This window comes from Paracoccus sp. PAR01 (assembly GCF_014851995.1).
Lineage (GTDB): Bacteria > Pseudomonadota > Alphaproteobacteria > Rhodobacterales > Rhodobacteraceae > Paracoccus > Paracoccus litorisediminis.
In genome coordinates this window covers 279,645-304,388 of sequence record NZ_JACVAW010000004.1, presented here as the reverse complement: position 1 = coordinate 304,388, position 24,744 = coordinate 279,645, and the positions used below count along the sequence as shown (strand labels likewise).

The following is a 24,744-nucleotide window of genomic DNA, read 5'->3' as shown; positions in this document are numbered from 1 at the left end:
GGCCCGGATCGGGGGTCAGGAAGGGCGGCAGGTCATGGGACAGGGCCGGGTCCACCATCAGCGCGATGCGGCGCTGGGAAATCGCCCCGATTTCCGCGATCGCCAGCGCGATCTGGTCGGCGGCAAAGGCCACGGGTTCGGCGTGGAAGTTCCCGCCCGAGACGATCAGGTCCTGACTGGTCAGCACCAGCGGGTTGTCGGTCGCGGCGTTGGATTCGATTTCCAGCGTGCGGGCGGCCTGCCACAGCAGGTCGATGCAGGCCCCGGTCACCTGCGGCTGGCAGCGGATGCAATAGGGGTCCTGCACGCGGGTATCGCCGACCCGGTGGCTTTCCCGGATCTCGGACCCTTCCATCAGCCCGCGAATGGCGCGGGCGGCAAGGATCTGGCCGCGATGGCCGCGCAAAGTGTGGATTTCCTCAAGGAAGGGTGCGGTCGAGCCCATGATCGCGTCGGTCGACAGCGACGAGGTGACCAGCGCCGCGCGGGCGCTTGCAAAGGCATCAAACAGCCCGGCCAGCGCGAAGGCGGTCGAGGCCTGCGTGCCGTTGATCAGCGCCAGACCCTCTTTGGCGGCCAGAACCACCGGGGCAAGGCCCGCCGCAGCCAACGCCTCGGAGGAGGGCATTTCGCGGCCCTTATGGGTCGCGCGGCCCTCGCCCAACATGGTCGCGGCCATGTGGGCCAACGGCGCCAGATCGCCGGAAGCACCGACCGAGCCCTGCGACGGGATCACCGGCAGCACGCCTTGGGCCAGCATGTTTTCGATCAGCGCGATGACCTCGGGGCGGACGCCGGAAGCGCCGCGACCCAGCGACAGCAGCTTCAGCACCATGATCAGGCGGGTGGTTTCCGGCTCGACCGGCTCACCCACGCCGCAGCAATGCGACAGGATCAGGTTGCGTTGCAGGGTGGCGGTATCCTCGGAGCGGATCTTGATCGAGGCCAGTTTGCCGAAACCGGTGTTCACGCCGTAAACGGGCACGTCGCCATTGGCCGCCGCTTGGATACGGGCCGCGGATGCCTCGATGCCGGGGCGGGCGCTGTCGGCCAGCCGCACGGCCAGCCCCTTGCGCCAGACGGATTCCAGCTGGGCCAGAGTGGTTTCACCGGGGGTAAGGATCAGTTCAGACAAATTCGCCTCCGACAATGCGGGCATGAAGGGGATTGAAGCCGATGCGATAGGTCAGCTCGGCGGGATGGGTGATGTCCCAGATGGCCAGATCGGCGCGCAGTCCGGGGGAAAGCTGGCCGCGATCACGCAGGCCAAGGGCAGTGGCCGCATGGCGGGTGACGCCGGTCAGGCATTCCACCGGCGTCATGCGAAACAGCGTCGCGCCCATGTTCATCGTCAGCAGGATCGAGGTCAAAGGCGAGGTGCCGGGGTTGCAATCGGTCGCCAGCGCAATCGGCACGCCCGCGTCGCGCAGGGCCTGAAGCGGCGGGTATTTCGTCTCGCGCAGGGTATAGAACGCGCCGGGCAGCAGCACTGCGACGGTGCCGGATGCGGCCATGGCATCGATGCCGTCCTGACCCAGCCATTCGAGGTGATCGGCAGAAAGCGCGCCGTGCTGTGCGGCCATTTCGGCGCCGTGAAGGTCGGAAAGCTGTTCGGCATGCAGCTTGACCGGCAGGCCAAGCTGGGCGGCGGCGTCAAAGATCGCGGCCATTTCGTCACGGGAAAAGGCGATGCCTTCGCAGAAGCCGTCCACCGCGTCGATCAGCCCTTCGGCATGGCCTTGCTGCATTCCGGCGATGACGACATCGCGGATATAACCGGCGCGGTCGTCCTTGTATTCGGGGGGCAGGGCATGGGCGGCCAGCCATGTGGTCCGCACGGTGACGGCGCGGACTTCGGCAATGCGGCGCGCGACGCGCAGCATTTTCAGCTCATCCTGAACTGTCAGGCCATAGCCCGACTTGATTTCCAGCGTGGTCACGCCCTCGGCCAGCAGCGCATCGACGCGGGGCAGGGATTGGGCCAGCAGGGCTTCTTCATCCGCCTCGCGGGTATTGCGGACGCTGGAGAGGATGCCACCACCGGCGCGGGCGATTTCCTCATAGCCAGCGCCTTCCAGACGCATCTCGAATTCGCGGGCGCGGTCGCCGCCAAAGACGACATGGGTATGGCAGTCGATCAGGCCCGGCGTGACCAGCCGCCCGCCCAGATCATGGCGCGGCAAATCGGCATATTCGCCGGGCAACGCGGTCTCAGGTCCGACCCAGACGATTCGGTCGCCATCCAGCACCATCGCGCCCTGCTGGATCAGGTCGTAACCACCTGATTCAGCCGACATTCCGGCGAAATTCCCCTGCATCAGAAGCAGCATCCCGACGCTCCGTCATTGATTTCTTCTTCGTTCTATGTCTAAACTTAATCAGCATCTATGTCTAAACTTATTTTGACGTGAAAAGGGGCAAGCGGATGGTTCGGATCTGGGCAGAGCGGGCCTTGTTGCCCGAAGGTTGGGCGGAAAACGTATCGGTGACGGTCGAGGATGGCCGCATCACCGCGGTCACCGCCGGGTCTGCACCCGAGGGGCATCGCGTCGGGCTGCTGCTGCCCGCAATGGCGAACCTGCACAGCCACGCCTTTCAGCGCGCGATGGCCGGTCTGAGCGAGGCCAGGGGCCCCGAGCCGCGCGACACGTTCTGGACGTGGCGCCAGATCATGTACCGCTTTCTGGAGCATCTGACCCCGGATGATGTCGAACCCATCGCCGCGCTGGTCCAGATGGAGATGCTGGAGGCGGGCTATGCCACCAATGTCGAATTCCATTACCTGCATCACGGCGTCGGCGGCGGGCATTACGACAATATCGCGGAAATGGCGGCGCGGATTGCGGCGGCGGCCAGCCGGACGGGCATCGGCCTGACCCTGCTGCCGGTGCATTACCAGTTCGGCGGCACCGACCGCCGCGCGCTGATCCCCGGTCAGGACCGTTTCGGCACCACCCCCGAGGAATTCCAGCGCCTGCTGGAAGGGGCCGAGGGTACGCTGGCACATCTGGACGGCGATAGCGGCATCGGCATCGCCCCTCATTCGCTGCGCGCCGTGTCGCCCGAGGCATTGCAGATGTGCGTGGCGCTGCGCCCGGATCGCCCGCTGCATATGCATCTGGCCGAGCAGATCCCGGAAATCCACGAGATCAGCGCCGCCTATGGCCGCCGCCCGGTCGAATGGGTTCTGGACAATTTCGCCCCCGATCGCCGCTGGACGCTGATCCACCTGACCCACATGACCGAGGACGAGACCCGCCGCCTTGCTGCTTCCGGCGCCGTCGCGGGCCTGTGCCCGATCACCGAATCCTCGCTGGGGGATGGCATCTTCAACGGCACGATCTGGGCCGAGGCCGGCGGGCGGCTGGGCTTTGGCTCGGACAGCAATATCCGCATCTCGCTGGTCGAGGAGCTGCGCACGCTGGAATACAGCCAGCGCCTGCGCGACCGGGGCCGGGCGATTCTGGCGCAGCCGGGGCGCTCGACCGGGCGGGTCATCTATGAGGCCGGTCTGGACGGCGGCGCGACGGCGGCGGGCCGCGAGACCGGGGCGATTGCGCAAGGGCTGTGGGCGGATCTGGTCGCCATCGACACGGACAATCCGGTCATGGCCGGGCGCAAGGACGACCAGTTGCTGGACAGCCTGATCTTTGCCGGGCATGACGGGCTGGTCCGCGATGTCTGGTCGGCGGGACGCCATGTCGTGCAATCGGGCCGCCATCTGGACCGCGACCGCATCATGGCCGAGTATCTGGCGACCATCGCCCGCGTTCAGGATCGCATGTGACCGACCGACCCGCCACCAACCCCTCCAAGGCCCATGCCATCGTGGCCGAGGTGCGCCGCCGCATCGTCGAACGCGAATGGCGGCAGGGCGACCGCATCCCCGATGAGGTCGAACTGGCCGTCGAATTCGGCGTCGCCCGCGCCACGGTGAACAAGGCCCTGCAATTGCTGGCCGAAGAGGGGCTGCTGGACCGCAAGCGCCGGGCGGGAACTCATGTCACCGTGAACCCCGCCCGCAAGGCCACGCTGACCATCCCGATCGTGCGCGAGCAGATCGAGGGTGCGGGCATGGCCTATAGCCACCGCATCATCGCCCAGAAGCACGGCCCCGCGCCCGCCGACATCGCCTCGCGCATGGCCGAGGCCGAGGGCACGATGATGATCCATCTGCGCACCGTCCATTACGGCGATGACAAGCCGTTTCAGGTCGAGGACCGCTGGATCAATCCCAAGGCCGCGCCGGGGGCCGAGCATGTCGACTTCCAACGCATCAACCCCAATGAATGGCTGGTGCGGAACTTCCCCTGGCTGCGCGGCGACATCGCCTTTTCCGCCGAGAATGCCGATGCACGCGATGCGCGCCTGCTGGAAACCCGGCAGGGCACGGCGCTGCTGATCCTGCAGCGGACGACATGGAACGATCAGGGCGCGATCACCTCGGTCCGGCTGGCCTTTCACCCGGGCTATTCGATGGTGGCCTCGCCATGAGGGTGGTCGCGTGATCTATCTGCTGCGGCACGGAGAGACCGAGTTCAACCGCGAGGGCCGCTATCAGGGCGCCGCGGATTCGCCCCTGACCGAGCGGGGGCAGGGCCAGTCCCTGACTTGCGGGCGCATCCTTCAGCGGCATCTGGACGGGCGGCTGCCGCCGCTCTGGTGCAGCCCGCAGCCGCGCGCGCAGGTGACGGCGGGCTTGGTCGCCCGCGCTCTGCCGCCCTTGGACCAGCGCCTTGATCCGCGCCTGCGCGAGATTTCCATGGGGGTCTGGGACGGGCTGACCCGAGCCGAGATCGAATCAGGCTGGCCCGGCACCCGCAAGGCCCATCCGCCCCGGCAATGGATGTTCCATGCCCCCGGCGGTGAGCGGCTGAAACAGGTGCTGGAGCGTTTGCGATCGCTGCTGGCCGATGCGGGCCGCCTGCCGGATGTGATCCTTGTCGGGCATGGCGTCACCGGTCGGCTGCTGCGCGGGTTGCACCGAAACCTGCCCTTGCCCGAGGCCCTGCGGCTGGATGCGGCACAGGATGCGGTCTTTGCCCTTGGCCCGGACGGGTCCGAGACGCGGCTGGACTGACCCCTACCAGCTTTTCCATTCCAGCAGGAATTCCGCGCCCGGCCCGGCGGCCAGCGCCTGCGCTTTGGCCTGCACCTCGGCCAAGGGCGTGCCGCGCGGCACCGATCCGCCCAGCAATCCGATATCCAGCACGTTGACCGGGCCGCGTCTGGCAGCAAGGGTGAAGGGCAGGGGGCCGGTCTGCCACCATGCCGGGGTGCCGGGCAGGCGGGCGGCGAATTCCGGCAGCACCTGCAGCAACCACAGAATCGCCGGGTGCTGCGGCGGCGTTGCGATCGTCCCATTGGCCAGCAGCATTCCCGCGCCGCCGACCAGTCGCGGCCCGGCCTCGGGGATCGCCGAAAGGCCATAGGGCGGCAGGATGTCCTCGGGCGACAGTTCGGGGCGAATCGGGTACCAGTCGCAATCCAAATAAAGCCCGCCCCAATGCGCCAGCACGTGATAGCGCGCCACATCGACCGCGCCAGGCAGATCGCCCGCCGCCCGCATTGCCAGATACAAGGGGTCGCTGGTGACGCCCAGCCGGGCCAGATCGGTTTCCTGCCACAGCCGGTAGTCCCAGCCATGCCGCAGCGCCCAAGCCCGCCAGATCCCGCAATTCGGCGGCACCGGGCCGCCCACCCACAGCTGATGCACCATGCGCGTGACCGGCTGTCCGGCGGCGCGGGCATGGGCGGCGCGGGCGGCGGGATCGGCGGGGAACAGGTCGGCCAGCAGCTGCTGGGGCGGCACGGCGGTGGCGCGCAGTCCGGTCATCTGAACCGGATCGCCCGCCAGTTTCGCCAGCCGCAGCCGGGCCGAATGCAGCTTGCGCGGCAGGCCCAGTTGAGTCGGCTGACCCAGCAATCCGACCTTCGGATCGGCGGCGATCCGGTCCAGCGCCGCCCATGCCTGTTTCAATCGGGCCTGATCCATCCCGCCCGCGCGCGCCTGTGCCAGCGCCGCGTCGATTTCCGCGATCAGCCTGTCCTTTGCCGACATCATGCCCTCCGCTTTCGGCAATTTGTGGCCGTATCCGTTACGATCGTTCAAGATAATTCACGCAAGACGGTGATTCCATGCTTTTGTCCTAGCGGACGGATGCGCAAACGCGGCAGGCGCCGCCAGTCAGGAGAAAGGCTTGCAAGACGGGCTGACGGCGACGCGGGACCTGTTGCGGGTCGAGGGGTTGCGGGTCTCATTCCCGCTGCTGGGGGGTGACCTTACGGCAGTGGACGGGGCCAGCCTGCGCGTGCTGCCGGGCCGGATCACGGCGCTGGTCGGCGAAAGCGGTTCGGGCAAAAGCATCACCGGCCAGACCATCATGGGGTTGCAGCCCAGTCAGGCGCGGGTCTCGGGCCGGATCTGGTTCAATCCCGGCGAGGGTGAGGCCGGCGGCCCGCCCTTGGACCTGCTGACCTTGCCGCGCGACGGGCGGCAGATCCGGGCGATCCGTGGCGACCGCATCGGGATGATCTTTCAGGAGCCGATGACCAGCTTTTCGGCGCTGCACACCATCGGCAACCAATTGTCCGAGGCCCTGCGCCTGCACCGCCCCCTGACCAAGCGCGAGGACCGCGAGCGCTGCGAGGCAATGCTGGCCCGCGTCGGTTTCGGCCATCCCGGCCGGGTCTTCGATATGTATCCGTTCGAACTGTCGGGCGGCATGCGCCAGCGCGCGATGATCGCCATGGCGGCGATCTGCGGCCCGGATCTGCTGATCGCGGATGAGCCGACGACGGCGCTGGACGTGACCATTCAGGCGCAGATCCTTGGGCTGATCCGCGATCTGCAGCAGGAACTGGGGATGGCGGTGCTGCTGATCACCCATGATCTGGGCGTGGTCGCCAATCTGGCCGATGAGGTGGTGGTGATGCATCGCGGTCAGGTGATGGAGGCGGGCGACACCGCCACGATCTTTCACAACCCGCAGCACCTGTATCTGCGCGGGCTGATGCAGGCGGTGCCGGTGCTGGGCCATGCCGGCCGCGCCCGGCTGCGCCCCTTGCGTGAAATTCCGCCCGACGGCATTCGCGAACTGGCACGGCTGGGCCGCCCCGAGGGGCGACACGAACCAAGCCTGCGCCCGCTGGTATCCCTGCGCGAGGTCAGCAAGGCGTTTCTGCCGCGCCATCAGTCATGGTCGCTGATCTCCTCGAATGCGCAGCCGGTGACGGCGGTGGACCGGGTCAGTCTGGACATCATGCGCGGCGAATGTCTGGGGCTGGTCGGCGAAAGCGGCTCGGGCAAGACCACGATCGGCAAGCTGCTGGTCCGCGCCATGACCCCGGATGCGGGCACGATCATCTTTGACGACGGCACCGAGGTCATCGACATCGCCGAGGCGCAAGGCCCGGCGCTGGATGATCTGCGCTCAAGGGTGCAGATGATCTTTCAGGACCCGGTTTCCTCGCTGTCGCCGCGGATGACGGTCGGAAGCATCCTGTCCGAGCCGTTGGAGATTCACCGTCGCGGCACGCCCGAGGAACGGCGCCGGCTGGTCACGGCCCTGCTGTCGGCAATCGGGCTGGGGCAGGGGGCGGCGGCGCGCTTTCCGCACAGCTTTTCCGGCGGGCAGCGGCAAAGGATCGGCATTGCGCGGGCCTTGGCGCTGACCCCGGAATTCATCATCTGCGATGAGGTGGTCTCGGCGCTGGATGTCTCGGTTCAGGCGCAGATTCTGAACCTGCTCAAGGATTTGCAGCGTGAATTGCACCTGACCTACCTGTTCATCTCGCATGATCTGGGGGTGGTGAACTACATGGCCGACCGGATCGCGGTGATGTGGCGCGGGCGTCTGGTGGAAATCGGCCCCCGCGATCTGGTGATGGAGGCGCCGGTCCATCCCTATACCCGCGCGCTTCTGGCCGCGATCCCGGTTCCCGATCCCGCCCGCCCGCTGGACCCGCGCGCCCGCATCCCCACCGCGCGGGCCGAGGCCGAATGGCCCGCCGTCTTCCGCGAGGTGCCGGGCCAGCCAGCGCGCATGGTCGATCTGGGGGCCGGGCACCGGGTGCGCATGCAGGAACTGGCCCGTCCCGAACAGATGTTCCAGCAAAGGGCCAGCGGATGAGCAGGACGCCCTTTACCCGTCGGGATACGCTGGCGCTGCTGGGCGCGGGGATCATCGCGGCCCCGCATGCCGCCCGCGCGCTGACCATCCCCACCTATATCGGCCCCACCTATCTGGAACCCCGCGAACTGGCCGGTGAGTTGCCCGCCGTGGCCGAGCGCCTGCCGCTGGAGCCGCGCGTCATGGACCTGCCTGCGCTTGGCCGCAATGCCGGGCGGCACGGCGGCACCATCCGCATGCTGATCGGCGGCCAGCGCGACATCCGCTACATGCCGATCAACGGCTATTCGCGACTGGTGGGCTTTGACCTTGGGCTGAACCTTGTCGCGGACATCCTGAAGTCATGGGAGGTGCAGGAGGGGCGGATCTTCACCCTGCGGCTGCGGCGCGGGCATCGCTGGTCGGACGGCCATCCCTTCACCGCCGAGGATTTCCGCTACTGCTGGCAGGACGTGACGCTACGCGACGATCTGGGCGGCATGCCGCCCGAGATGCAGCTGGACGGGCAGGGCCCCGAATTCGAGATGCTGGACGAGCTGACCCTGCGCTACAGCTGGCACGCGCCTTTGCCGGATTTCCTGCCGGGGCTGGCCGCGCCCTCGCCTTTGCGCATCTTCATGCCCGCGCATTACATGAAGGGCTTTCACGCCGACTATACGCCCGCCGACACGCTGGCCCGGCTGGTGGTCGAACAGCGCGTCGACGACTGGCAGGGCCTGCACCAGAAAATGAGCCGCGTGACCCGGCCGGAAAATCCCGACCTGCCGACGCTGGAGCCGTGGCGGCCGCGCACCCTGCCTCCGGCGCAACAATTCGTCTTTGAGCGCAACGCGTTCTTTCACCGCGTCGATCAGGACGGGCTGCAACTGCCCTATATCGACCGGGTGGTGATGAATGTCTCCAGCTACGACCTGATCCCGGCCAAGGTGGCGACCGGCGAAAGCGATCTGCAACCGGCGGGGGTCGAGTTTTCCGATTACACGCTGGTCAAAGAGGCCGAGCATCGCTTTCCGATCCGGGTGCATCTGTGGACGCGGACCCAAGGCGCGCGCGTGGCGCTGTATCCGAACCTGACCTGCGCCGATCCGGTCTGGCGGGCGCTTTACCGCGATGTGCGGGTGCGCCGCGCGCTGTCTCTGGCCATCGACCGGACCGAGATCAACAAGGCGCTGTTCTTTGGCCTTGCCCGCGAAAGCGCGAATATGATCATGCCCGAAAGCGTGCTGTTCCGACAGGAATATGCCCGCGCATGGACGCAGTTCGATCCCGAACAGGCCAATGCGCTGCTGGATCAGGCGGGCCTGTCCGCGCCGCGCCGCGACGGTTTCCGCCGTTTGCCCGACGGTCAGGTCGCGGGCATCCTTGCCGAGACGGCGGGCGAAAGCACGGTGGAAACCGACGTGCTGGAACTGGTCGCGGATCACTTCCGCCGCGTCGGTATCGCGCTGTGGGTGCGGGTGTCGCAGCGCGACCTGTTCCGCAGCCGGACCATGGCCGGACTGACCAGCATGGCGGTCTGGATGGGTCTGGACAATGCCGTGCCCACCCCCGAAATGCCGCCCTATGAACTGGCCCCCACCAATGAGGACCAGTATCACTGGTCGCAATGGGGGGTGTATTACGCCTCGAAGGGCAAGCAGGGCAAAGCGCCCGAACTGCCCGAGGCGCGCGAGTTGGTCGATCTGGTCGGCCGCTGGCGGTTAAGCCAAAGCCATGACGAAAAGCTGTCGATCTGGCACCGGATGCTGGCGATCCATGCCGATCAGGTCTTTACCATCGGCACGGTCAATGGCGCGAAACAGCCGGTCGTCCGCGCCGCCAAGTTGCAGAACCTGCCGGAAACCGGGCTGATCGGCTATCAGCCGACCTCGGTTCTGGGCATCTACATGCCCGACACCTTCTGGCTGGATGAGGGCTAGGGCATGCTGCGTTACCTGTTCCGCCGCCTGCTGATCATGATCCCGACGCTGTTCGTGATCTCGGTGCTGGTCTTCGCCATCATCGAATTGCCGCCGGGGGATTACTTCGAAAGCTACGTCCAGGAACTGAAGATGCTGGGCGAGCCGACCGATCTGCAGGAAATCGAGGCGCTGAAGGCGCGCTACCATTTCGACGCGCCCGCGCCGGTGCGCTACTGGCACTGGGTCACCGGCATGCTGCATGGCGATTTCGGCTACAGCTTCGAATATCGCATGCCCGTCAACGAGGTGGTGGGCGACCGGCTGTGGCTGACCGTGGTGCTGAGCGTGGTGACCATCGCCTTCACCTGGCTTCTGGCCTTTCCGATCGGGCTGTATTCGGCCACGCATCAATATAGCTGGGGCGATTACGGGCTGACGCTGCTGGGGCTGATGGGCATTGCCGTGCCGCATTTCATGCTGGCGATCATCCTGATGTATTTCGCCAATATCTGGTTCGGGGTCTCGATCGGCCATATCATGGATCTGGAATATCTGGACCAACCGATGAGCTGGGCCAAGTTCCATTCGGTCCTCAGCCATATCTGGATACCGGTGCTGATCATCGGCACCGCGGGCACGGCGGGCATGGCGCGGCGGCTACGCGCCAACCTGCTGGACGAGTTGGGCAAGCAATATGTCACCACCGCCCGCGCCAAGGGCCTGTCGCCCGCCCGCGTGGTGCTGAAATATCCGCTGCGGGTGGCGCTGAACTTCTTTGTCGCCGACATCGGCTCGATCTTGCCCGCGATCATTTCGGGGGCCGAGGTCACGGCGATCATCCTGTCCCTGGAGACCACCGGCCCGATGCTGATCCGCGCGCTGCAAAGCCAGGACATGTATCTGGCCGGATCGTTCCTGATGTTCCTTGCGGCGCTGACGGTGGTGGGGGTGCTGGTCTCGGACGTGGCGCTCAGCCTGCTTGACCCGCGCATCCGTCTGACGGGGAGGCGGGGATGAGCGAGCCGAACCCCCTGCCGCCGCCCGGCGCCGCCCTGCCGCATTACGTGTCGGATGCGCCGTTCGACCCGTCGCGCGAACCGGCTGGCCCGGCCTTCGGGCTGGGCAATGCCAGCCAGCTGCGGCTGATCTGGATCAAGTTCCGCCGTCACCGGGTGGCGCTGATCTCGGGGATCTTCCTGCTGCTGATGTATGGATCGCTGCTGATCACCGAGTTTCTGGCCCCCTACCGGCTGGACACCCGTAATCTGGATTTCATCCACGCGCCGCCGCAGCGGGTGCATCTGTTCCATGACGGGCAGTTCATCGGCCCCTTCGTCTATGGTCAGACCATGCGGCTGGACATGGCCGAGCTGCGCCGGGTCTATACCGACGACCCGACCGATCCGCAGAAACTGCGCTTCTTCTGCCGGGGCGAACCCTACCTGTTCTGGAAGCTGATCCCTGCCGACCGGCATCTGGTCTGCCCGGCCGAAGGCGGACGCTTCAATCTGCTGGGCACCGACCGGCTGGGGCGGGACGTGTTCTCGCGCATTCTGCACGGGGCGCGGATCTCATTGACCATCGGGCTGCTGGGCACGCTGGTCAGCTTCACGCTGGGCATCGTCATCGGCGGCATTGCCGGTTATCGCGGCGGCTGGTTCGACCACGGGATGCAGCGCATGGTCGAGGTGATCCAGTCGATCCCCTCGATCCCGTTATGGATGACGCTGGCCGCGATCATCCCCCTTAGCTGGAGCCCGCTTCTGGTCTATCTGGGCATCACGTTGATTCTGGGCATGCTGGACTGGACCGGGCAGGCCCGCGCCGTGCGATCCAAGCTTTTCGCGTTGCGCGAAGAGGACTATGTTCTGGCTGCGGAACTCATGGGTGCGCGCAGCCCTCGAATCATCTCGCGTCACCTGATCCCCGGTGTCATGTCGCATCTGATCGCCAGTGCCAGCCTGTCTGTCCCCGGCATGATTCTGGGCGAAACCGCGCTGACCTTCCTTGGTCTTGGCCTGCGCCCCCCGGTCACCAGCTGGGGCATCCTTCTGACCGAGGCGCGCGGCATCAATATCGTCGCGCTGTATCCGTGGCTGCTATGGCCGATGGTGCCGGTGGTGCTGGTGATCCTTGCGTTCAACTTTCTTGGAGACGGGCTGCGTGACGCGGCCGACCCCTATAGATGACCGATCAAGATTTGCCAAAAGGATCGTCCATGACCCCCAGACTGGAAGACGCGCGGATCCTGATGTACAGCCACGACACGTTCGGGCTGGGCCATCTGCGCCGCTGCCGCGAGATCGCGCATGCGCTGGTCGCGGCCTATCGCGGGCTGTCAGTGATGATCATTTCCGGCACCACCATCGCCGGGGCCTTCGATTACCGGGTCCGCGTCGATTTCGTGAAAATCCCCAGCGTGATCAAGCTGCGCAACGGCGAATACCAGTCGATGGCACAGCACACCTCGCTTGAGGACACGCTGGAAATGCGCCGCGCCATCATCCGTCAGACCGCGCAAAGCTTTCATCCCGACATCTTCATCACCGACAAGGAGCCGATGGGTCTGCATGGCGAGATCGAGGAAACGCTGGCCTTCCTGAAATCGCAGGGCACGCATCTGGTCCTTGGTCTTCGCGACGTCATGGACGCGCCGGAATTGCTGGGCCCGGAATGGGCGCGCAAGGACGTGCTGCGCAAGATCGAGACCTATTACGACCGCATCTGGGTCTATGGCCCCGAGGGCTTCCACGACCCTCTGGCCGGGCTGCCCGTCCCCGAGGCCGTCACCGCGCGCGTGCGCTATACCGGCTTTCTGCGCCGCGCGATCCCCAAGATGGGTACGCCCGCGCATCGTCCTGCGGATGGCTATCTGCTGGTCACGACCGGGGGCGGCGGCGACGGGGCCGACCTGTTCCGCGCGGTCTTTGCCGCGCATCGCCACGATCCCGGCATCGGGCGGACGCTGGCCGTGCTGGGCCCCTATCTGCCCGCCCGTGAGCGCGCCGAACTGCTGGCCGAGGCCGAGACCCTGCCCAATGTCGAGACGATCGAATTCGACAACCGGCTTGAGGAGCTGGTCGCCGGGGCCTCGGGCGTGGTCGGCATGGGCGGCTATAATACCTTCTGTGAGATCCTCAGCTTTGACCGCCCGGCGCTGATCGTGCCGCGCACCCAGCCCCGGCTGGAACAGGCAATCCGGGCCGAGCGCGCCGCCGAGCTTGGTCTGGTGCGGATGATGCCCGCCGAGGACACTGTCGATCCCGCCGCCTTTGCCGCGGCGCTGCGGGCGCTGCCCGATGCGCCCCGCCCGTCCAAGTCGCGGGCGGCGGCCAAGGCCGGGTTCATGGCGCTGGACGGTCAGGCCCAGATCGCCCGCGATGTCGGTGAATGGCTGATGGCGCCGCGCCAGCCTGCCTTGCGCGCGGTGCAATCCTGAGCGTCGCACAAGATCCCCTGCTGGTCGTGGTCGTCAAAGGCTATCCGCGCCTGTCCGAGACCTTCATCGCCCAGGAATTGCTGGGGCTAGAGCGTGCAGGGCTGCGGCTGCGGATCGTGTCCCTGCGCCATCCGACCGACACAAGCCGCCATCCCGTCCATGACGAGATCCGCGCCAAGGTCAGCTACCTGCCCGAATACCTGTATCAGGAACCGATGCGGGTGCTGCGCGGGCTGGGTGCCTGCCTGCCCCGGCGCGGCTTCTGGCGGGCCGGGGGATTGTTCCTGCGCGATCTGCTGCGCGATCCGACCCCGAACCGGGTCCGCCGTTTCGGGCAGGCGTTGGTCATGGCCGCGGAAATGCCGCAAGGGCCGGTCTGGCTGCACGCGCATTTCGCCCATACCCCGGCCTCGGTCACGCGCTACGGCGCGGCGATCCTCGGGCAAAGCTTTACCGTCTCGGCCCATGCCAAGGACATCTGGACCTCGCCCGATTGGGAGCTGGCCGAGAAGATGCGCGATGCCGACTGGACCGTCACCTGCACCGCAACCGGGCGCGACCATCTGGCGGGGCTTGCACCCGGCGCAGCGGTGCATCTGTCCTATCACGGCTTGGACCACGCGCGCTTTCCCACCCCCGACCTGATGCGCCCGCCCCGCGATGGCAGAAGCCCCGACGATCCGGTGCGCCTGCTGACCATCGGTCGCGCTGTCCCGAAAAAGGGCTTCGGCGGGTTGCTGGACGCGCTGGCCTTGCTGCCGAAAAACCTGAACTGGCACCTGACCCATGTTGGCGGCGGTGGGGAATTGCCGCGTCTGCGGGCGCAGGCGGCGCGGCTGGACATTGCCGCGCGCATCGACTGGCGCGGCGCGCTGGACCAGCGGCAGGTGCTGGACGCCTATCGCCGGGCCGACCTGTTCGTGCTGGCCAGCCGCATCACCCCCGATGGCGACCGCGACGGGTTGCCCAATGTCATTGTCGAGGCCGCCAGCCAGCGCCTTTGTTGCATCGCGACCACGCTTTCGGGCATTCCCGAATTCCTGCGCGAGGGCCAGACCGGTCTGCTGGTCCCCCCCGACGACCCGCAGGCGCTGGCCGTGGCGCTGCAGCGTGCCATCACCGATCCCGCCCTGCGCGACCGTCTGGGCGAAGGCGCGATGCGGCTGGCGCGCGAGGAGTTCGACTTTGCCGCCAGCATTTCGGACCTGACGCGACTGTTCCGCCAAAGCTGGAGGGACCAGCCATGACCGCGCCGCGCATCCTGTTCTATGTCCAGCATTTGCTGGGGATCGGCCATCTGGCCCGCGCCAGCCGCATCGCGCAGGCGCTGGTCGCGCGGGGGGCAAGGGTGACGCTGGTGACGGGCGGTCTGCCGGTGACGGGTTTCCCGCCGCCCGGTCTGGACCATATCGCGCTGCCCGCCCTGCAAACCGCGGGCGAGGGGTTCTCGGGCCTTGCCGATGCCCATGGCGACCCCGCGACGCCGGAACTTCTGGACCGCCGCCGCGACCTGCTGCTGGCCACCCTGCACCGCGCTGCCCCCGATATCGTCATCACCGAGGCCTTTCCCTTTGGCCGCCGACAGATGCGCTTCGAATTGTTGCCGCTGCTTGAGGTCATCGCGGTAATGCGGCCCAAACCGATCCTGTGCTGCTCGCTGCGCGACATCCTGCAGGAAAAGACCAAGCCCGGCCGCGATGCCGAAACCGTGGATCTGGTGTTGGCCCATTACGACCGCGTGCTGGTCCATGGCGATCCGGCCTTCGCGCGGCTGGGCGATACCTTTCCGCTGGTCGACCGGATTGCGGATCGGGTGGTCCATACCGGACTGGTCGCGCCACCTGCACCCCGCCCCGCCGCGCAGGGCTTCGACGTGGTGCTGTCGGCGGGCGGCGGCGCGGTGGGCGAGGGGCTGGCCACTGCCGCGCTTGCCGCCGCGGCGGAACTGCCGGGCCTGCGCCTTTGCCTGATCACCGGACCGAACCTGCCCGCGGGGCCGCGGCAGGCCCTTGAGGCGGGGCTCAATGCCCTGCCGCAAGGGCGGCTTCTGGTCGAAACCTTCCGCCCGGATTTCGCGGCGCTGCTGGCGGCGTCGCGGCTGTCGGTGTCGCAGGCGGGCTATAACACCGTCTGCGACGTGCTGCAGGCCGGTTGCCGCGCCATCCTGATCCCCTTCGCCACCGGGGGCGAGACCGAACAGACCACCCGCGCCACCCGCCTTGCCGCCAAGGGCTGGGCCGATATTCTGCCGGAATCCGCGCTGGACGGCCCGTCGCTGGCCGCCGCGATCAGGCAGGCGCTGGCCGCGCCTGTGCCAAGTCGTCAGGGGCTTGACCTTGACGGGGCGGGGCGGACTGCCGACATCCTGTATCATCTGGCCGATCACCGCCTGACGGAAGTGAGCTGACCGCCGATGGAACCAAACATCTTCAGATATATCTGGATGCATACACGGCGCGAGCAGATCTTCATCGTGCTCGTCATCGCGGTTTCGATGATCCCGTTCTACATGGCCTTCGATCTGCCCAAGCAGATCGTGAACCGCCCCATCCAGGGGCAGGGCTTCGCCAATCCCGGCGACACCCAGCCCTTCATGCAGATCGGCTTCGATCTGCCCTATTTCGGCCATGTCACCCTGACCGAAGGCATCCAGCTAGAACGGCTGCAACTGCTGCTGGCACTCAGCCTGACCTTTCTGGCGCTGGTCATCGTCAACGGGCTGTTCAAGTTCTACATCAACGTCCAGAAAGGCCGCCTTGGCGAACGCCTGCTGCGCCGCACCCGCTATGAGCTGGTCGACCGCGTGCTGCGCTTCCCGCCCCAGCGCTTCCGGCAGGCCAAGTCGGGCGAGATCGCCAGTCTGGTCAAGGACGAAATCGAGCCTCTGGGCGGTTTCGCCGCCGATGCCTTTACCCAACCCGCGCTGCTGGGCGGGCAGGCGCTGACGGCGATGTTCTTCATCTTCATGCAGCATTTCTGGCTGGGTATGGTCGCGGCAGCCATGGCGGCGGTGCAGGTCGCGATCATCCCGCGCATGCGGCGGCGGCTGATCGTGCTGGGCCGCCAGCGCCAGATCACCGCCCGCGAACTGGCCGGCCGCGTGGCCGAAATCGTCGATGGCATCCAGACCATCCACAGCAATGACACGACAAACTGGGAAAGGGCCGATATCGTCGCCCGTCTGGGTCGGATATTTCGCATCCGCTACGACATCTACCAGTGGAAATTCCTGGTGAAGTTCCTCAACAACTTCATCGCGCAGATGACGCCCTTTCTGTTCTATTCCATCGGCGGCTACCTGACGATCAAGGGCACGCTGGATGTGGGCCAGCTGATAGCCGTGATCAACGCCTACAAGGAATTGCCGGGACCGCTGAAAGAGCTGATCGACTGGGATCTGGCGCGGCAGGACATGCAGGTGAAATACGAACAGGTCATTGAGCAGTTCGAGGCCGAAGGGCTGCTTGATCCCGCCCGCCACGATCTTGATGCCGAGGTCCCGCCCGACGTCTTGGGCCCGCTGGCGCTGCATCGCCTGTCCCTGCGCAATGATCTGGGCACGCCGCTGCTTGAGGATGTCTCGCTTGAGGTTGCCCCCGGCGAGACGCTGGCGGTGATCGGCGATGCCTCGGGCGGGGCGCCGCTGGTCGGGGATGTGCTGGCCGGGGTGATGCCGCCCTCGATGGGGCGGGTGACGCTGGGCGGGCGCGATCTGGCGCAGCTGCCGGAGCGCGTCACCGGCCGCGCCATCGGCTATGCCGGTCCGGCGATCCATCTGCTGGGCGGGACGGTTCTGGAAAACGTGACCTATGCCCTGCGCCGCCGCCCCGGCGACCCGCCCGAGGATGAGCCGCCCGAACTGCGCGCCGACCGGGAATGGCGCTGGCACGAGGCCCGTCTGGCCGGGAACCCGCTGCTGGACAAGGATACCGACTGGATCGATTACAACGCCATCCAGCCCGGCCGCGAGGATGGCGACCTGCTGGGCGCGATCCATGAGGTCCTTGAGGTGGTGGGCCTGTCCAGCGATGTCATCAGCTTTGCCGTCCATGCGCCGGTCAATTCGACGCTGGTGCCGCAGATCGAACAGCCGGTGCTTGAAATGCGCCGCAAGCTGCGCGAAAGGCTGGCGGCGCAGAACCTGACCGGGGCAATTCTGCCCTTTGATCCCGACGGCTACAATGCCGAGGCGACGATTTCGGAAAACCTGCTTTTCGGAATTCCGACCGACCGCGATGCCTCGATCAACGCGATCGTCACCCATCCGTTCTTCCGTGATGTGCTGATGGAGCTGGGCCTTGCGCATCGGCTGTTCGATCTGGGCTGGCGTTTCGCGCGGGTGACGCTGGACCTGTTCGGCGGGCTGGCCGACAATCCCGACCTGCTGCAATGGCTGACCTACATGACCCCCGAGGAAATGCCCGAATTCGAGCATATCCTGACCCATTACCAGCCCGGCGGCATCGGCAAGGCGACGCTGGAGCAGCGCATCCGGCTGATCCGGCTGGCCATGTTCTATATCGAGCCGAAATACCGTTTCAGCTTGCTGGACGACGACCTGCGCGCGCTGCTGGTCAAGGGCCGCAAGGTGCTGGCCGAGCGCATGCCCGAGGATCTGCGCGACCACCTGCAACCCTATGATCCCGACGCCTATATGCAGCGCGCCTCGATCCTGCAGAACGTGCTGTTTGGCAAGATCAACCGCCGCGTGGGTCGGGCCGAGGACCGGATCATCGACACCGTGCGCGGCGTGCTGCGCGAGACGATGAAGGGCAACCGCGCCTTCAGCGACGACGTGCTGTCGCTGGGGCTGGGTTATGACGTGGGCGCGGGCGGGCGCAGGTTAAGCCTGCTGCAGCGTCAAAGGCTGGCACTGGCCCGGACATTGCTGCGCCGGTCCGATTTCTATGTCTTCAACGAACCTCTGGGCGGGATCGACCCGGCGTTTCAGGAACGCATCATCGGAAACATTCTGGGCTTTCTGGCGGCCCAGCCGCAGCCCGCCGGGGTGGTCTGGGTGCTTGCAAATCCGGCCTTCGCCCACCATTTCAGTAAGACGGCAGAGTTCGCGAAAGGGCGTCTTGTGCAACAGGTCGCCACCGAACTTAAAGCCGGAGAATGAGCCCCGTTGCCGGAATGGTACGAACGGTGCAATATCGAAGGGCATCCACGTTGAATGAGGCCATGATGCTGCTCGAGGATGAAGTCGCCCTGTTGCGGAAGCTTCCGCTGTTTGCCGGTGTCGATCCATGCCGGTTGAAAGTGCTGTGCTTTGCCTCGTCGCGCGAAAGCTTCGAGCCGGGTGAGGTGCTGTTCCACCAAAGCGAGCCCAGCTCGGGCGCCTATGTCATCCTGTCGGGTAAGGTCGATGTTCATGAACTGTCCGACGACAGTCATGAAATCCGCACCGGCTCCGAGGAAGGCGTGGCGATTGTCGGCCAGTCCTCGATGCTGAACGACCTGCCGCGCCGGGCCACGGTGACGGCGCTGACGCCCGTTGAGGTGCTGTGCATCAACAGCAGCTGTTTCATGCAGCTGATGACCTCGTGCCGCAAAAGCAGCGAAGGCGTCATCCGTTCGCTGGGGGCACAGCTGGCCGACAGCAAGCCGCATCCCAGCACCAGCTAAGGCTTTTCCACCAGATCCGCGACGCTGCGCCATTGGCCGCCATTCTGTGCGGCCAGCGCGATGACATCCTCCAGAAAATCCCAGATCGCCGCGTCATGGACCAGATGATGCGTGAGCAGCCCGACATGAGCGCGCCCCGATCCGGCCAGCTGGGCCAGATCACGCCATAGCGCATCAGGATCGCGCAGGCTGCGTCCGCCATGCCAGTCGATCACGTCAAGCTGGGTGTTGACGATCGCCAGCCCCGGCACCGGAGTTTCAAGGCCAAAGGTCGACAGCGCGGCAAATCCGTCCTCCGCCAGATGCGGCAGCAGATCGGGGGCGATCCGGTTCCATGGCGGCACCAGCAGCGGCAGAGCGCGCGGGCCGTGCAAATCCTGCAGCAAGGCCAGCCCGTCGCGCAACTGGTCGCGCATCTGCGGCAAGGGGCGGTTGGGGGCAAGCTCCTGACTTTTCGCGCCGGGGACTGCGTGGTTCTGATGCGACCAGCCATGCACGGCGACGCGGACATGGGGGTGGCCTCCAAGATGATCGGCCAGCGTCCTGCCGGTTCGCGGCCCGTCCCATGGCGCAGGAATGACCGCCAAAGTCAGGTCCGCACCCGCTTCTGCGGTCATCTGCAACAGCCGGTCCAGTGGCTCCGAGGGCTGCACCGCATCGTCATCGCGCCACCACAGCGCCAGCGGTTGCCCCTGATCCGCCCGCAGCGCCAAGGCCTGCGCGGCCATGGTTCTTGCCTTGCTCATGCCTGCCTCATTGCGCGGTCCAATATCGCCGCCGCCCCGTCCAGCCCATGCCGCGCCAGCACCCGCGCCCGCGCCGCCTGTCCCAACCGTTGCCGCAGCGCCGGATCGGCCAGCAACCGCGCGACATGCGCGGCCAGTGCCGCCGTGTCGCCCTCGGGGGCGAGCAGCCCGGTTTCGCCGTCCGTCACCACCTCGGGGACGCCAGCCGTGGCCCATGCCACCACCGGCAGGCCCGCCGCCCCGGCCTCAAGATAGGTCATCCCGTAAGCCTCGCCGCAGCCGGGCCACAGGTAAAGGCACCCTTGGGCCAGATGCGCCGCGACCTCGGGGGGCGAAAGCTGGCCCAGCCAGTCGACGCGGCCTGCCGGGAACAGCGACCTGACCTGCTCACGCAGCGGCCCGTCACCGGCGATCGCCAGCCGCCAGTCCAGATGCTCCAGCCGGGCCAGCGTCGCGGCAAGGGCGCGGTAGCTGTCCATCTTGTCGCCGGACCGCATCATCGCGACGGTGACGATCCGGTTGCCATTCAACGCCGCGGCAGGGGGCAGGGCGTCAAGGTCCAGAAAAGGTGGCAGCGCCGTCACCCGCGCCTTGGGCAGCCATGTCAGCAAGCCCTGTTGGTCGCGCCGGGTCATGGCGAAATTCTGCGCAGCCCCCGCCACCGCATCGGCCACTGCCGCCTGCGTCATCGCCCAGATGCCGACATTGCGGCGCGAGGACAACGAGGCTTCGGCGCTGAACCACGGCAGGGCAAAGCGGCGGGCCAGTTCTGGGCCGATCAGGTCGGGGGATTTGCAATAGGGGTGGTAGCAGAACCACAGGTCCGGCGCGCCCTGACCCTGCCAAAGCGTCGCGATCCGGTCGCGTTCGGCCTCGGCCTCGGACATCATCCGGGACAGCGCCGCGCCGTCGCCGGGATCGGGCAGATAGGCGCGCAGTTTTGACGCGACCTGCACCTGATGCCCGGCCCGCGTCAGCGCCGCGATCAGCAATCGCGCCACCTGCCGGTCGCCCGACGGGGTCGGATGATCGGGCGGTTTCAGCGGCGCGTAAAAGGCTATTCTCAATTGATCAGGCCGCACAACCCGGCATCCAGAGCGTCCTCGCAATCGGGGGCGCGGCGGAAATTGTCGTAATACAGCGTCCATTCCCCGTCGCCCGCATCGCGGTAGGGGCCGAACTTGAAATACTGGTTCGCGCCCAGCCCGGTATCGTCATGGCCAATGCGGCCTTCGACCTTGGCGACCCGCGCCCCATCCGCGACCAGATACATCAGCCCGTCGCCATCCGGGCCGGGGCGGGTGTAAAAGGCGTAATCGTGCCATTCGGCCTCGGCCCCCGGCAGGATGCCCGGTCCGCTGACCCGCAGCTGATCGGTGCAATGGTCGAATTCCGACGTGACCTCGGGCGTCCAGTTCGCATCGCGCGCGATCAGCATCCGCATCTGCCGGGTTTCGGGCCGCAGCCAGACCGGGGTCCAGCCTTCGGGGCACAGCCCGTTTTCGGGGCGGGGGGCATCGTCGGGGGGGGCGACGAAATTCGTCTCGGCGGTGGCGAAATTCACGCCAGAACGCATGCGCAGGGCAAGGAAGGGGCTGAAATCGCCGACCGCATCGGGGCCGATCTCGCGTTTCCACTGGGCCATGACATAGCGGTGGTCGTCATCGGGCACCGGCTTGGCAAAGCGCAGGGAAAACGCATACCAGACACCACGGTCATAGGGCACGCGCAGGGCGGTGCGTTCCCAGATCTCGGCCCTTTCGCTGCAACCCTCGGCATCCGGGGCGCAAAGCGGCTTGACCGAAAGCTCCAGCGCGCCCTGTCCGCTGCGGGTAATGCGGGACTGAAAGCGGACGCTGCCGGCGGATTGTTCGAAATTCTCGCGGTAATACAGCCCGCCTTCGGGGGCGAAATCCGTGCCCTCGAAGCCGTCCTCCAGCACCGCGCTGTCGGCCAGCAGCGTGGCGGGGGTCAAAAGCAGGGCCAGGGTCAGGCACAGGCAGGATGATCGCATCGGTCCTCGCTGGGCTTTGCGCAGAACCCGCTTGGTTCCGCTTGATTTGACGTGGGAAATTGCAGCGCATGCTTGACAGTATCGGGGCAATTCTCAACCGTCTGGCAAATCAGTCAAGGATCTTGCCATGTCCGATGTAATTGCCGCCGACCTGATGACCCGGATCACCGCAAAACAGGCGAAAGCGGGGGTCATCGGGCTGGGCTATGTCGGCTTGCCCCTGGCGATGACGCTGGTTGCGGGTGGCTACCCAGTGCTGGGCTTCGACATCGACCCGCCCAAGATTCAGGCGCTCCATCGCGGCGACAGCTATATCGAGGCGGTGACGCCCGACACCCTGTCGGCAGCCCTGAAGGCCCAGAAGTTCGAGGCGACCTGCGACCTGACCCGCCTGTCGGAATGCGACGTGATCGCGATTTGCGTGCCGACACCGCTGACCGCGCATCGCGAACCCGACCTGCGCTTTGTCGAGGCGACCACCCGCGACATTGCCCGCAGCCTGCGCCCCGGCCAGCTGATCGTGCTGGAATCGACGACATGGCCGGGCACCACCGACACCGTGCTGCGCCCGATCCTTGAGGAATCGGGGCTGAAATCGGGGCGGGACTTCTTTCTTGGCTTCTCGCCCGAGCGCGAGGACCCCGGCAATCGCGCCTATGCCACCGCCGCCATCCCCAAGGTGGTTTCCGGCGACGGCGCGGTTGCGCAGGCGCTGGTCGCGGCCTTTTACGCGCCTGCGGTGGCGCGGGTGGTTCCCGTCTCGACCAATGCCACCGCCGAGGCGGTGAAGATCACCGAAAACATCTTTCGCGCCGTCAACATCGCCTTGGTCAATGAATTGAAGGTGGTCTACGACGCCATGGGCATCGACATCTGGGAGGTGATCGAGGCGGCCAAGACCAAGCCCTTTGGCTACATGCCCTTCTATCCGGGGCCGGGTCTGGGCGGGCATTGCATCCCGATCGACCCGTTTTACCTGACGTGGAAATCCCGCGAATACGAATTGCCGACGCGCTTCATCGAACTGGCGGGGGAAATCAACGCCGCCATGCCGCGCCATGTGGTCGGCCGTCTGGCCGAGGCGCTGGATCGGCAGTTGGGCAAGGCTTTAAGCCGCTCGCGCGTGCTGATCCTTGGCATGGCCTATAAGAAGAACGTGCCGGACCTGCGCGAAAGCCCCTCGCTGAAGCTGATGGAGCTGCTGGAAGAACGCGGGGCGAAGGTGATCTATCACGACCCGCATATCCCTGAGATTCCGGCGACGCGCGAATACGGGGCCTTCAAGGGCCGTGCATCCGCGGCGCTGACGGCAGAACTGCTGGCGGGGGTCGATGTGGTGCTGATCGCCACCGACCATGACGGGGTGGATTACCCACTGGTCGCGGGCGCGGCGCTGATCATCGATACCCGCAATGTCATGGCGCGGGCGGGCTTCAGTGCCCCGCATATCGTCAAGGCGTGACCTCGGCCCAAGACCCGGCCAAGGCCAGCGCCTGCGCCACGCCCGCCGACAGGTGGTGGCGCAGCAAAGCCACGGCGGCATCGGCGTCACGCGCGATCGCCGCATCCTTCAGCGCCTGATGTTCCGGGCGCGAGGCGGCGGGGCGAAAGGCCAGCGCCACCATCTGATAGCGCAGATATTTGTCGAAGACCTCGGCATGGGTCTGCATCATCACCGCCGAGCCGCAGGCCGAGATCAACGCCTGATGAAAGCGCCAGTCGGCCAACCGCCATTCGGCGATCTGGTCGGTCACGCCGTCCTCCAGTTGCTCTTCATGCGCATCCAGACGGTGATGGGCGGCGATGACCGCGACCTCCCAATCCAGCGTGCCATTGGCGAATGACAGGCGCAGGGCGGCTTCCTCGATCAGCAGGCGCAGGTCGGCGATCTCGCGCAGGCCGTCGGGGGACACCGGGGCGACCTGAAAGCCGCGCTGCCCCTCGGCCAGAACGAAGCCGTCGGCGGCCAGCCGCGACAGCGCCTCGCGCAGCGTGCTGGCCCCGGCGGGGTAGTCCAGCTTCATCTGGTCCAGACGCAGGCGCTGGCCGGGGCGCAACCGGCCCATGATGATGTCCTGCCGCAGCCGCTGATAGATGCCTGCCCCGACGGTCTGCGGGCCGACGGTCTGGGGTCCGGTCATGGTCATGGCGCCTCGGCTGTGGGGATCAGGCCATGCGCGACGGTATAGTCGATGCAGGCCCCGATATGGCGGCGCAGGATGCTGCGCGCGGTTTCGGTGTCGCGGGTCAGCGCGGCCTCGCGCAGGGCGTCATGTTCGCGGGTCGCCCCCTCACCGCGGAACATCACCAGCAACACCTGATAACGCTGGAAGCGGTCGAAGATGCGCTGATGCACCGCCAGCAGCTCGGCTGAGCCGCAGGCCGCGATCAGCGCCAGATGGAATTCGCGGTCATAGCGTTTCCATGTCGCGGTGATGCTGCGATCACCCGCCAGCATCCGCGTCTCCATCCGGGCCAGCTTGTGATGGGCGGCGACGACGCCCGCCTCCCACTCCAGATCGCCGGCGGCGAAGGACGGGCCGATGGCGTGGCATTCCAGCAGGGCGCGCATGTCGGATATCTCGCGCAGGTCGCTGACCGAGATCGGCGCGACCTCAAAGCCCTTCTGCGCCTCGAACAGGATCAGCCCTTCTGCGACCAGACGGCCCAGCACCTCGCGCAGGGTGGTGACGCTGACGGCATAATCGTCGCGCAGCCGTTCCAGCCGCAGCTTCTGCCCCGGCGGCAGCCTGCCAAAGATGATGTCGTCGCGCAGCCGCTGATGGGTCGCATCGCCCGGCGAGCCGGTGATTTGCATCGCCGCATCCATTCTGGTCCTCCCTTGCCGCCATTTCAGCGCAGGAGATGACGAAGCGCAAGATCC

The 24,744-nt window shown here is 66.6% G+C and carries 21 protein-coding genes; 13 read left to right on the top strand and 8 right to left on the bottom strand.

The window, feature by feature from the left end; translation table 11 throughout:
• On the bottom strand, positions 1-1,135 hold a 1,135-nt coding region (locus IB235_RS10305), incomplete at its 3' end, for a histidine ammonia-lyase (protein ID WP_370576871.1).
• The gene (hutI, locus tag IB235_RS10300) at positions 1,128-2,330 is read right to left on the bottom strand and encodes an imidazolonepropionase (RefSeq protein ID WP_192336630.1); all 1,203 of its coding nucleotides are present in this window, start codon (positions 2,328-2,330) and stop codon (positions 1,128-1,130) included. The genes IB235_RS10305 and hutI, both read right to left, overlap by 8 nt.
• 95 nt (positions 2,331-2,425) lie before the next feature.
• Here hutI and IB235_RS10295 point away from each other — a divergent pair, with 95 nt between their 5' ends.
• From IB235_RS10295 to IB235_RS10285, 3 genes are read left to right on the top strand one after another with little or no spacing between them, the layout of a single operon-like run.
• Positions 2,426-3,787, top strand: coding sequence for a formimidoylglutamate deiminase (locus tag IB235_RS10295; protein ID WP_155039382.1), 1,362 nt, complete (start codon positions 2,426-2,428; stop codon positions 3,785-3,787).
• On the top strand, positions 3,784-4,494 hold the full coding sequence (locus tag IB235_RS10290) for a UTRA domain-containing protein (RefSeq protein WP_192336629.1): 711 nt from the start codon (positions 3,784-3,786) through the stop codon (positions 4,492-4,494). Before IB235_RS10295 ends, IB235_RS10290 begins: the two co-directional genes overlap by 4 nt.
• A gap of 10 nt (positions 4,495-4,504) precedes the next feature.
• On the top strand, positions 4,505-5,080 hold the full coding sequence (locus tag IB235_RS10285) for a histidine phosphatase family protein (RefSeq protein ID WP_192336628.1): 576 nt from the start codon (positions 4,505-4,507) through the stop codon (positions 5,078-5,080).
• A 3-nt stretch (positions 5,081-5,083) separates the two neighbouring features.
• Here IB235_RS10285 and IB235_RS10280 read toward each other — a convergent pair whose 3' ends face one another.
• Complete coding sequence (locus tag IB235_RS10280) at positions 5,084-6,061, bottom strand: glycosyltransferase (protein ID WP_192336627.1); 978 nt, start codon at positions 6,059-6,061, stop codon at positions 5,084-5,086.
• 139 nt (positions 6,062-6,200) lie between these two features.
• On the opposite strand from IB235_RS10280, the gene IB235_RS10275 reads away from it, so the two are divergent.
• The 9 genes from IB235_RS10275 to IB235_RS10235 all read left to right on the top strand — a co-directional run bounded on the left by IB235_RS10275 (position 6,201) and on the right by IB235_RS10235 (position 19,100).
• Complete coding sequence (locus tag IB235_RS10275; RefSeq protein ID WP_225612167.1) at positions 6,201-8,132, top strand: ABC transporter ATP-binding protein; 1,932 nt, start codon at positions 6,201-6,203, stop codon at positions 8,130-8,132.
• Entirely contained in the window at positions 8,129-10,051 is a 1,923-nt protein-coding gene (locus IB235_RS10270) for an ABC transporter substrate-binding protein (RefSeq protein ID WP_192336626.1), read from the top strand. The genes IB235_RS10275 and IB235_RS10270 overlap by 4 nt, the downstream gene beginning before the upstream one ends.
• Before the next feature lie 3 nt (positions 10,052-10,054).
• Positions 10,055-11,050: an ABC transporter permease gene (locus tag IB235_RS10265; RefSeq protein ID WP_155039377.1), complete on the top strand. Its 996-nt coding sequence runs from the start codon at positions 10,055-10,057 to the stop codon at positions 11,048-11,050.
• Positions 11,047-12,222, top strand: a complete 1,176-nt coding sequence (locus IB235_RS10260) for an ABC transporter permease (RefSeq protein WP_155039376.1) — start codon at positions 11,047-11,049, stop codon at positions 12,220-12,222. Before IB235_RS10265 ends, IB235_RS10260 begins: the two co-directional genes overlap by 4 nt.
• A 29-nt stretch (positions 12,223-12,251) precedes the next feature.
• Complete coding sequence (locus IB235_RS10255) at positions 12,252-13,472, top strand: glycosyltransferase family protein (RefSeq protein ID WP_192336625.1); 1,221 nt, start codon at positions 12,252-12,254, stop codon at positions 13,470-13,472.
• Positions 13,424-14,719, top strand: coding sequence for a glycosyltransferase family 4 protein (locus IB235_RS10250; RefSeq protein WP_192336624.1), 1,296 nt, complete (start codon positions 13,424-13,426; stop codon positions 14,717-14,719). The genes IB235_RS10255 and IB235_RS10250 overlap by 49 nt, the downstream gene beginning before the upstream one ends.
• Positions 14,716-15,879, top strand: coding sequence for a glycosyltransferase family protein (locus IB235_RS10245; protein WP_192336623.1), 1,164 nt, complete (start codon positions 14,716-14,718; stop codon positions 15,877-15,879). The genes IB235_RS10250 and IB235_RS10245 overlap by 4 nt, the downstream gene beginning before the upstream one ends.
• A 36-nt stretch (positions 15,880-15,915) precedes the next feature.
• Positions 15,916-18,594, top strand: coding sequence for an ABC transporter ATP-binding protein (locus IB235_RS10240; RefSeq protein ID WP_192336622.1), 2,679 nt, complete (start codon positions 15,916-15,918; stop codon positions 18,592-18,594).
• A gap of 65 nt (positions 18,595-18,659) precedes the next feature.
• A complete protein-coding gene (locus tag IB235_RS10235; protein WP_192336621.1) occupies positions 18,660-19,100 on the top strand; it encodes a cyclic nucleotide-binding domain-containing protein in 441 nt (146 codons plus the stop codon).
• Here the strand turns inward: IB235_RS10235 and IB235_RS10230 are convergent.
• Genes IB235_RS10230 through IB235_RS10220 form a run of 3 tightly spaced genes read right to left on the bottom strand, consistent with a single transcriptional unit; the run spans position 19,097 to position 21,860 of the window.
• Positions 19,097-19,846 (bottom strand): polysaccharide deacetylase family protein, encoded by a 750-nt coding sequence (locus IB235_RS10230; protein WP_192336620.1) that lies wholly within the window; start codon positions 19,844-19,846, stop codon positions 19,097-19,099. The two genes, IB235_RS10235 and IB235_RS10230, sit on opposite strands and share 4 nt — an antisense overlap.
• Positions 19,843-20,913 carry a glycosyltransferase family 4 protein gene (locus IB235_RS10225; protein WP_192336619.1) on the bottom strand — a complete coding sequence of 357 codons (1,071 nt, stop codon included), beginning with the start codon at positions 20,911-20,913 and terminating at the stop codon, positions 19,843-19,845. The genes IB235_RS10230 and IB235_RS10225 overlap by 4 nt, the downstream gene beginning before the upstream one ends.
• A complete protein-coding gene (locus tag IB235_RS10220) occupies positions 20,910-21,860 on the bottom strand; it encodes a polysaccharide lyase (protein ID WP_192336618.1) in 951 nt (316 codons plus the stop codon). Before IB235_RS10220 ends, IB235_RS10225 begins: the two co-directional genes overlap by 4 nt.
• A 127-nt stretch (positions 21,861-21,987) precedes the next feature.
• Here IB235_RS10220 and IB235_RS10215 point away from each other — a divergent pair, with 127 nt between their 5' ends.
• The gene (locus IB235_RS10215) at positions 21,988-23,322 is read left to right on the top strand and encodes a nucleotide sugar dehydrogenase (RefSeq protein ID WP_192336617.1); all 1,335 of its coding nucleotides are present in this window, start codon (positions 21,988-21,990) and stop codon (positions 23,320-23,322) included.
• On the opposite strand, the gene IB235_RS10210 is transcribed toward IB235_RS10215, so the two are convergent.
• A complete protein-coding gene (locus IB235_RS10210) occupies positions 23,312-24,001 on the bottom strand; it encodes a GntR family transcriptional regulator (RefSeq protein WP_155039366.1) in 690 nt (229 codons plus the stop codon). The genes IB235_RS10215 and IB235_RS10210 overlap by 11 nt on opposite strands.
• A 2-nt stretch (positions 24,002-24,003) precedes the next feature.
• Positions 24,004-24,690, bottom strand: coding sequence for a GntR family transcriptional regulator (locus IB235_RS10205; RefSeq protein ID WP_225612165.1), 687 nt, complete (start codon positions 24,688-24,690; stop codon positions 24,004-24,006).
• Positions 24,691-24,744 lie beyond the last annotated feature (54 nt).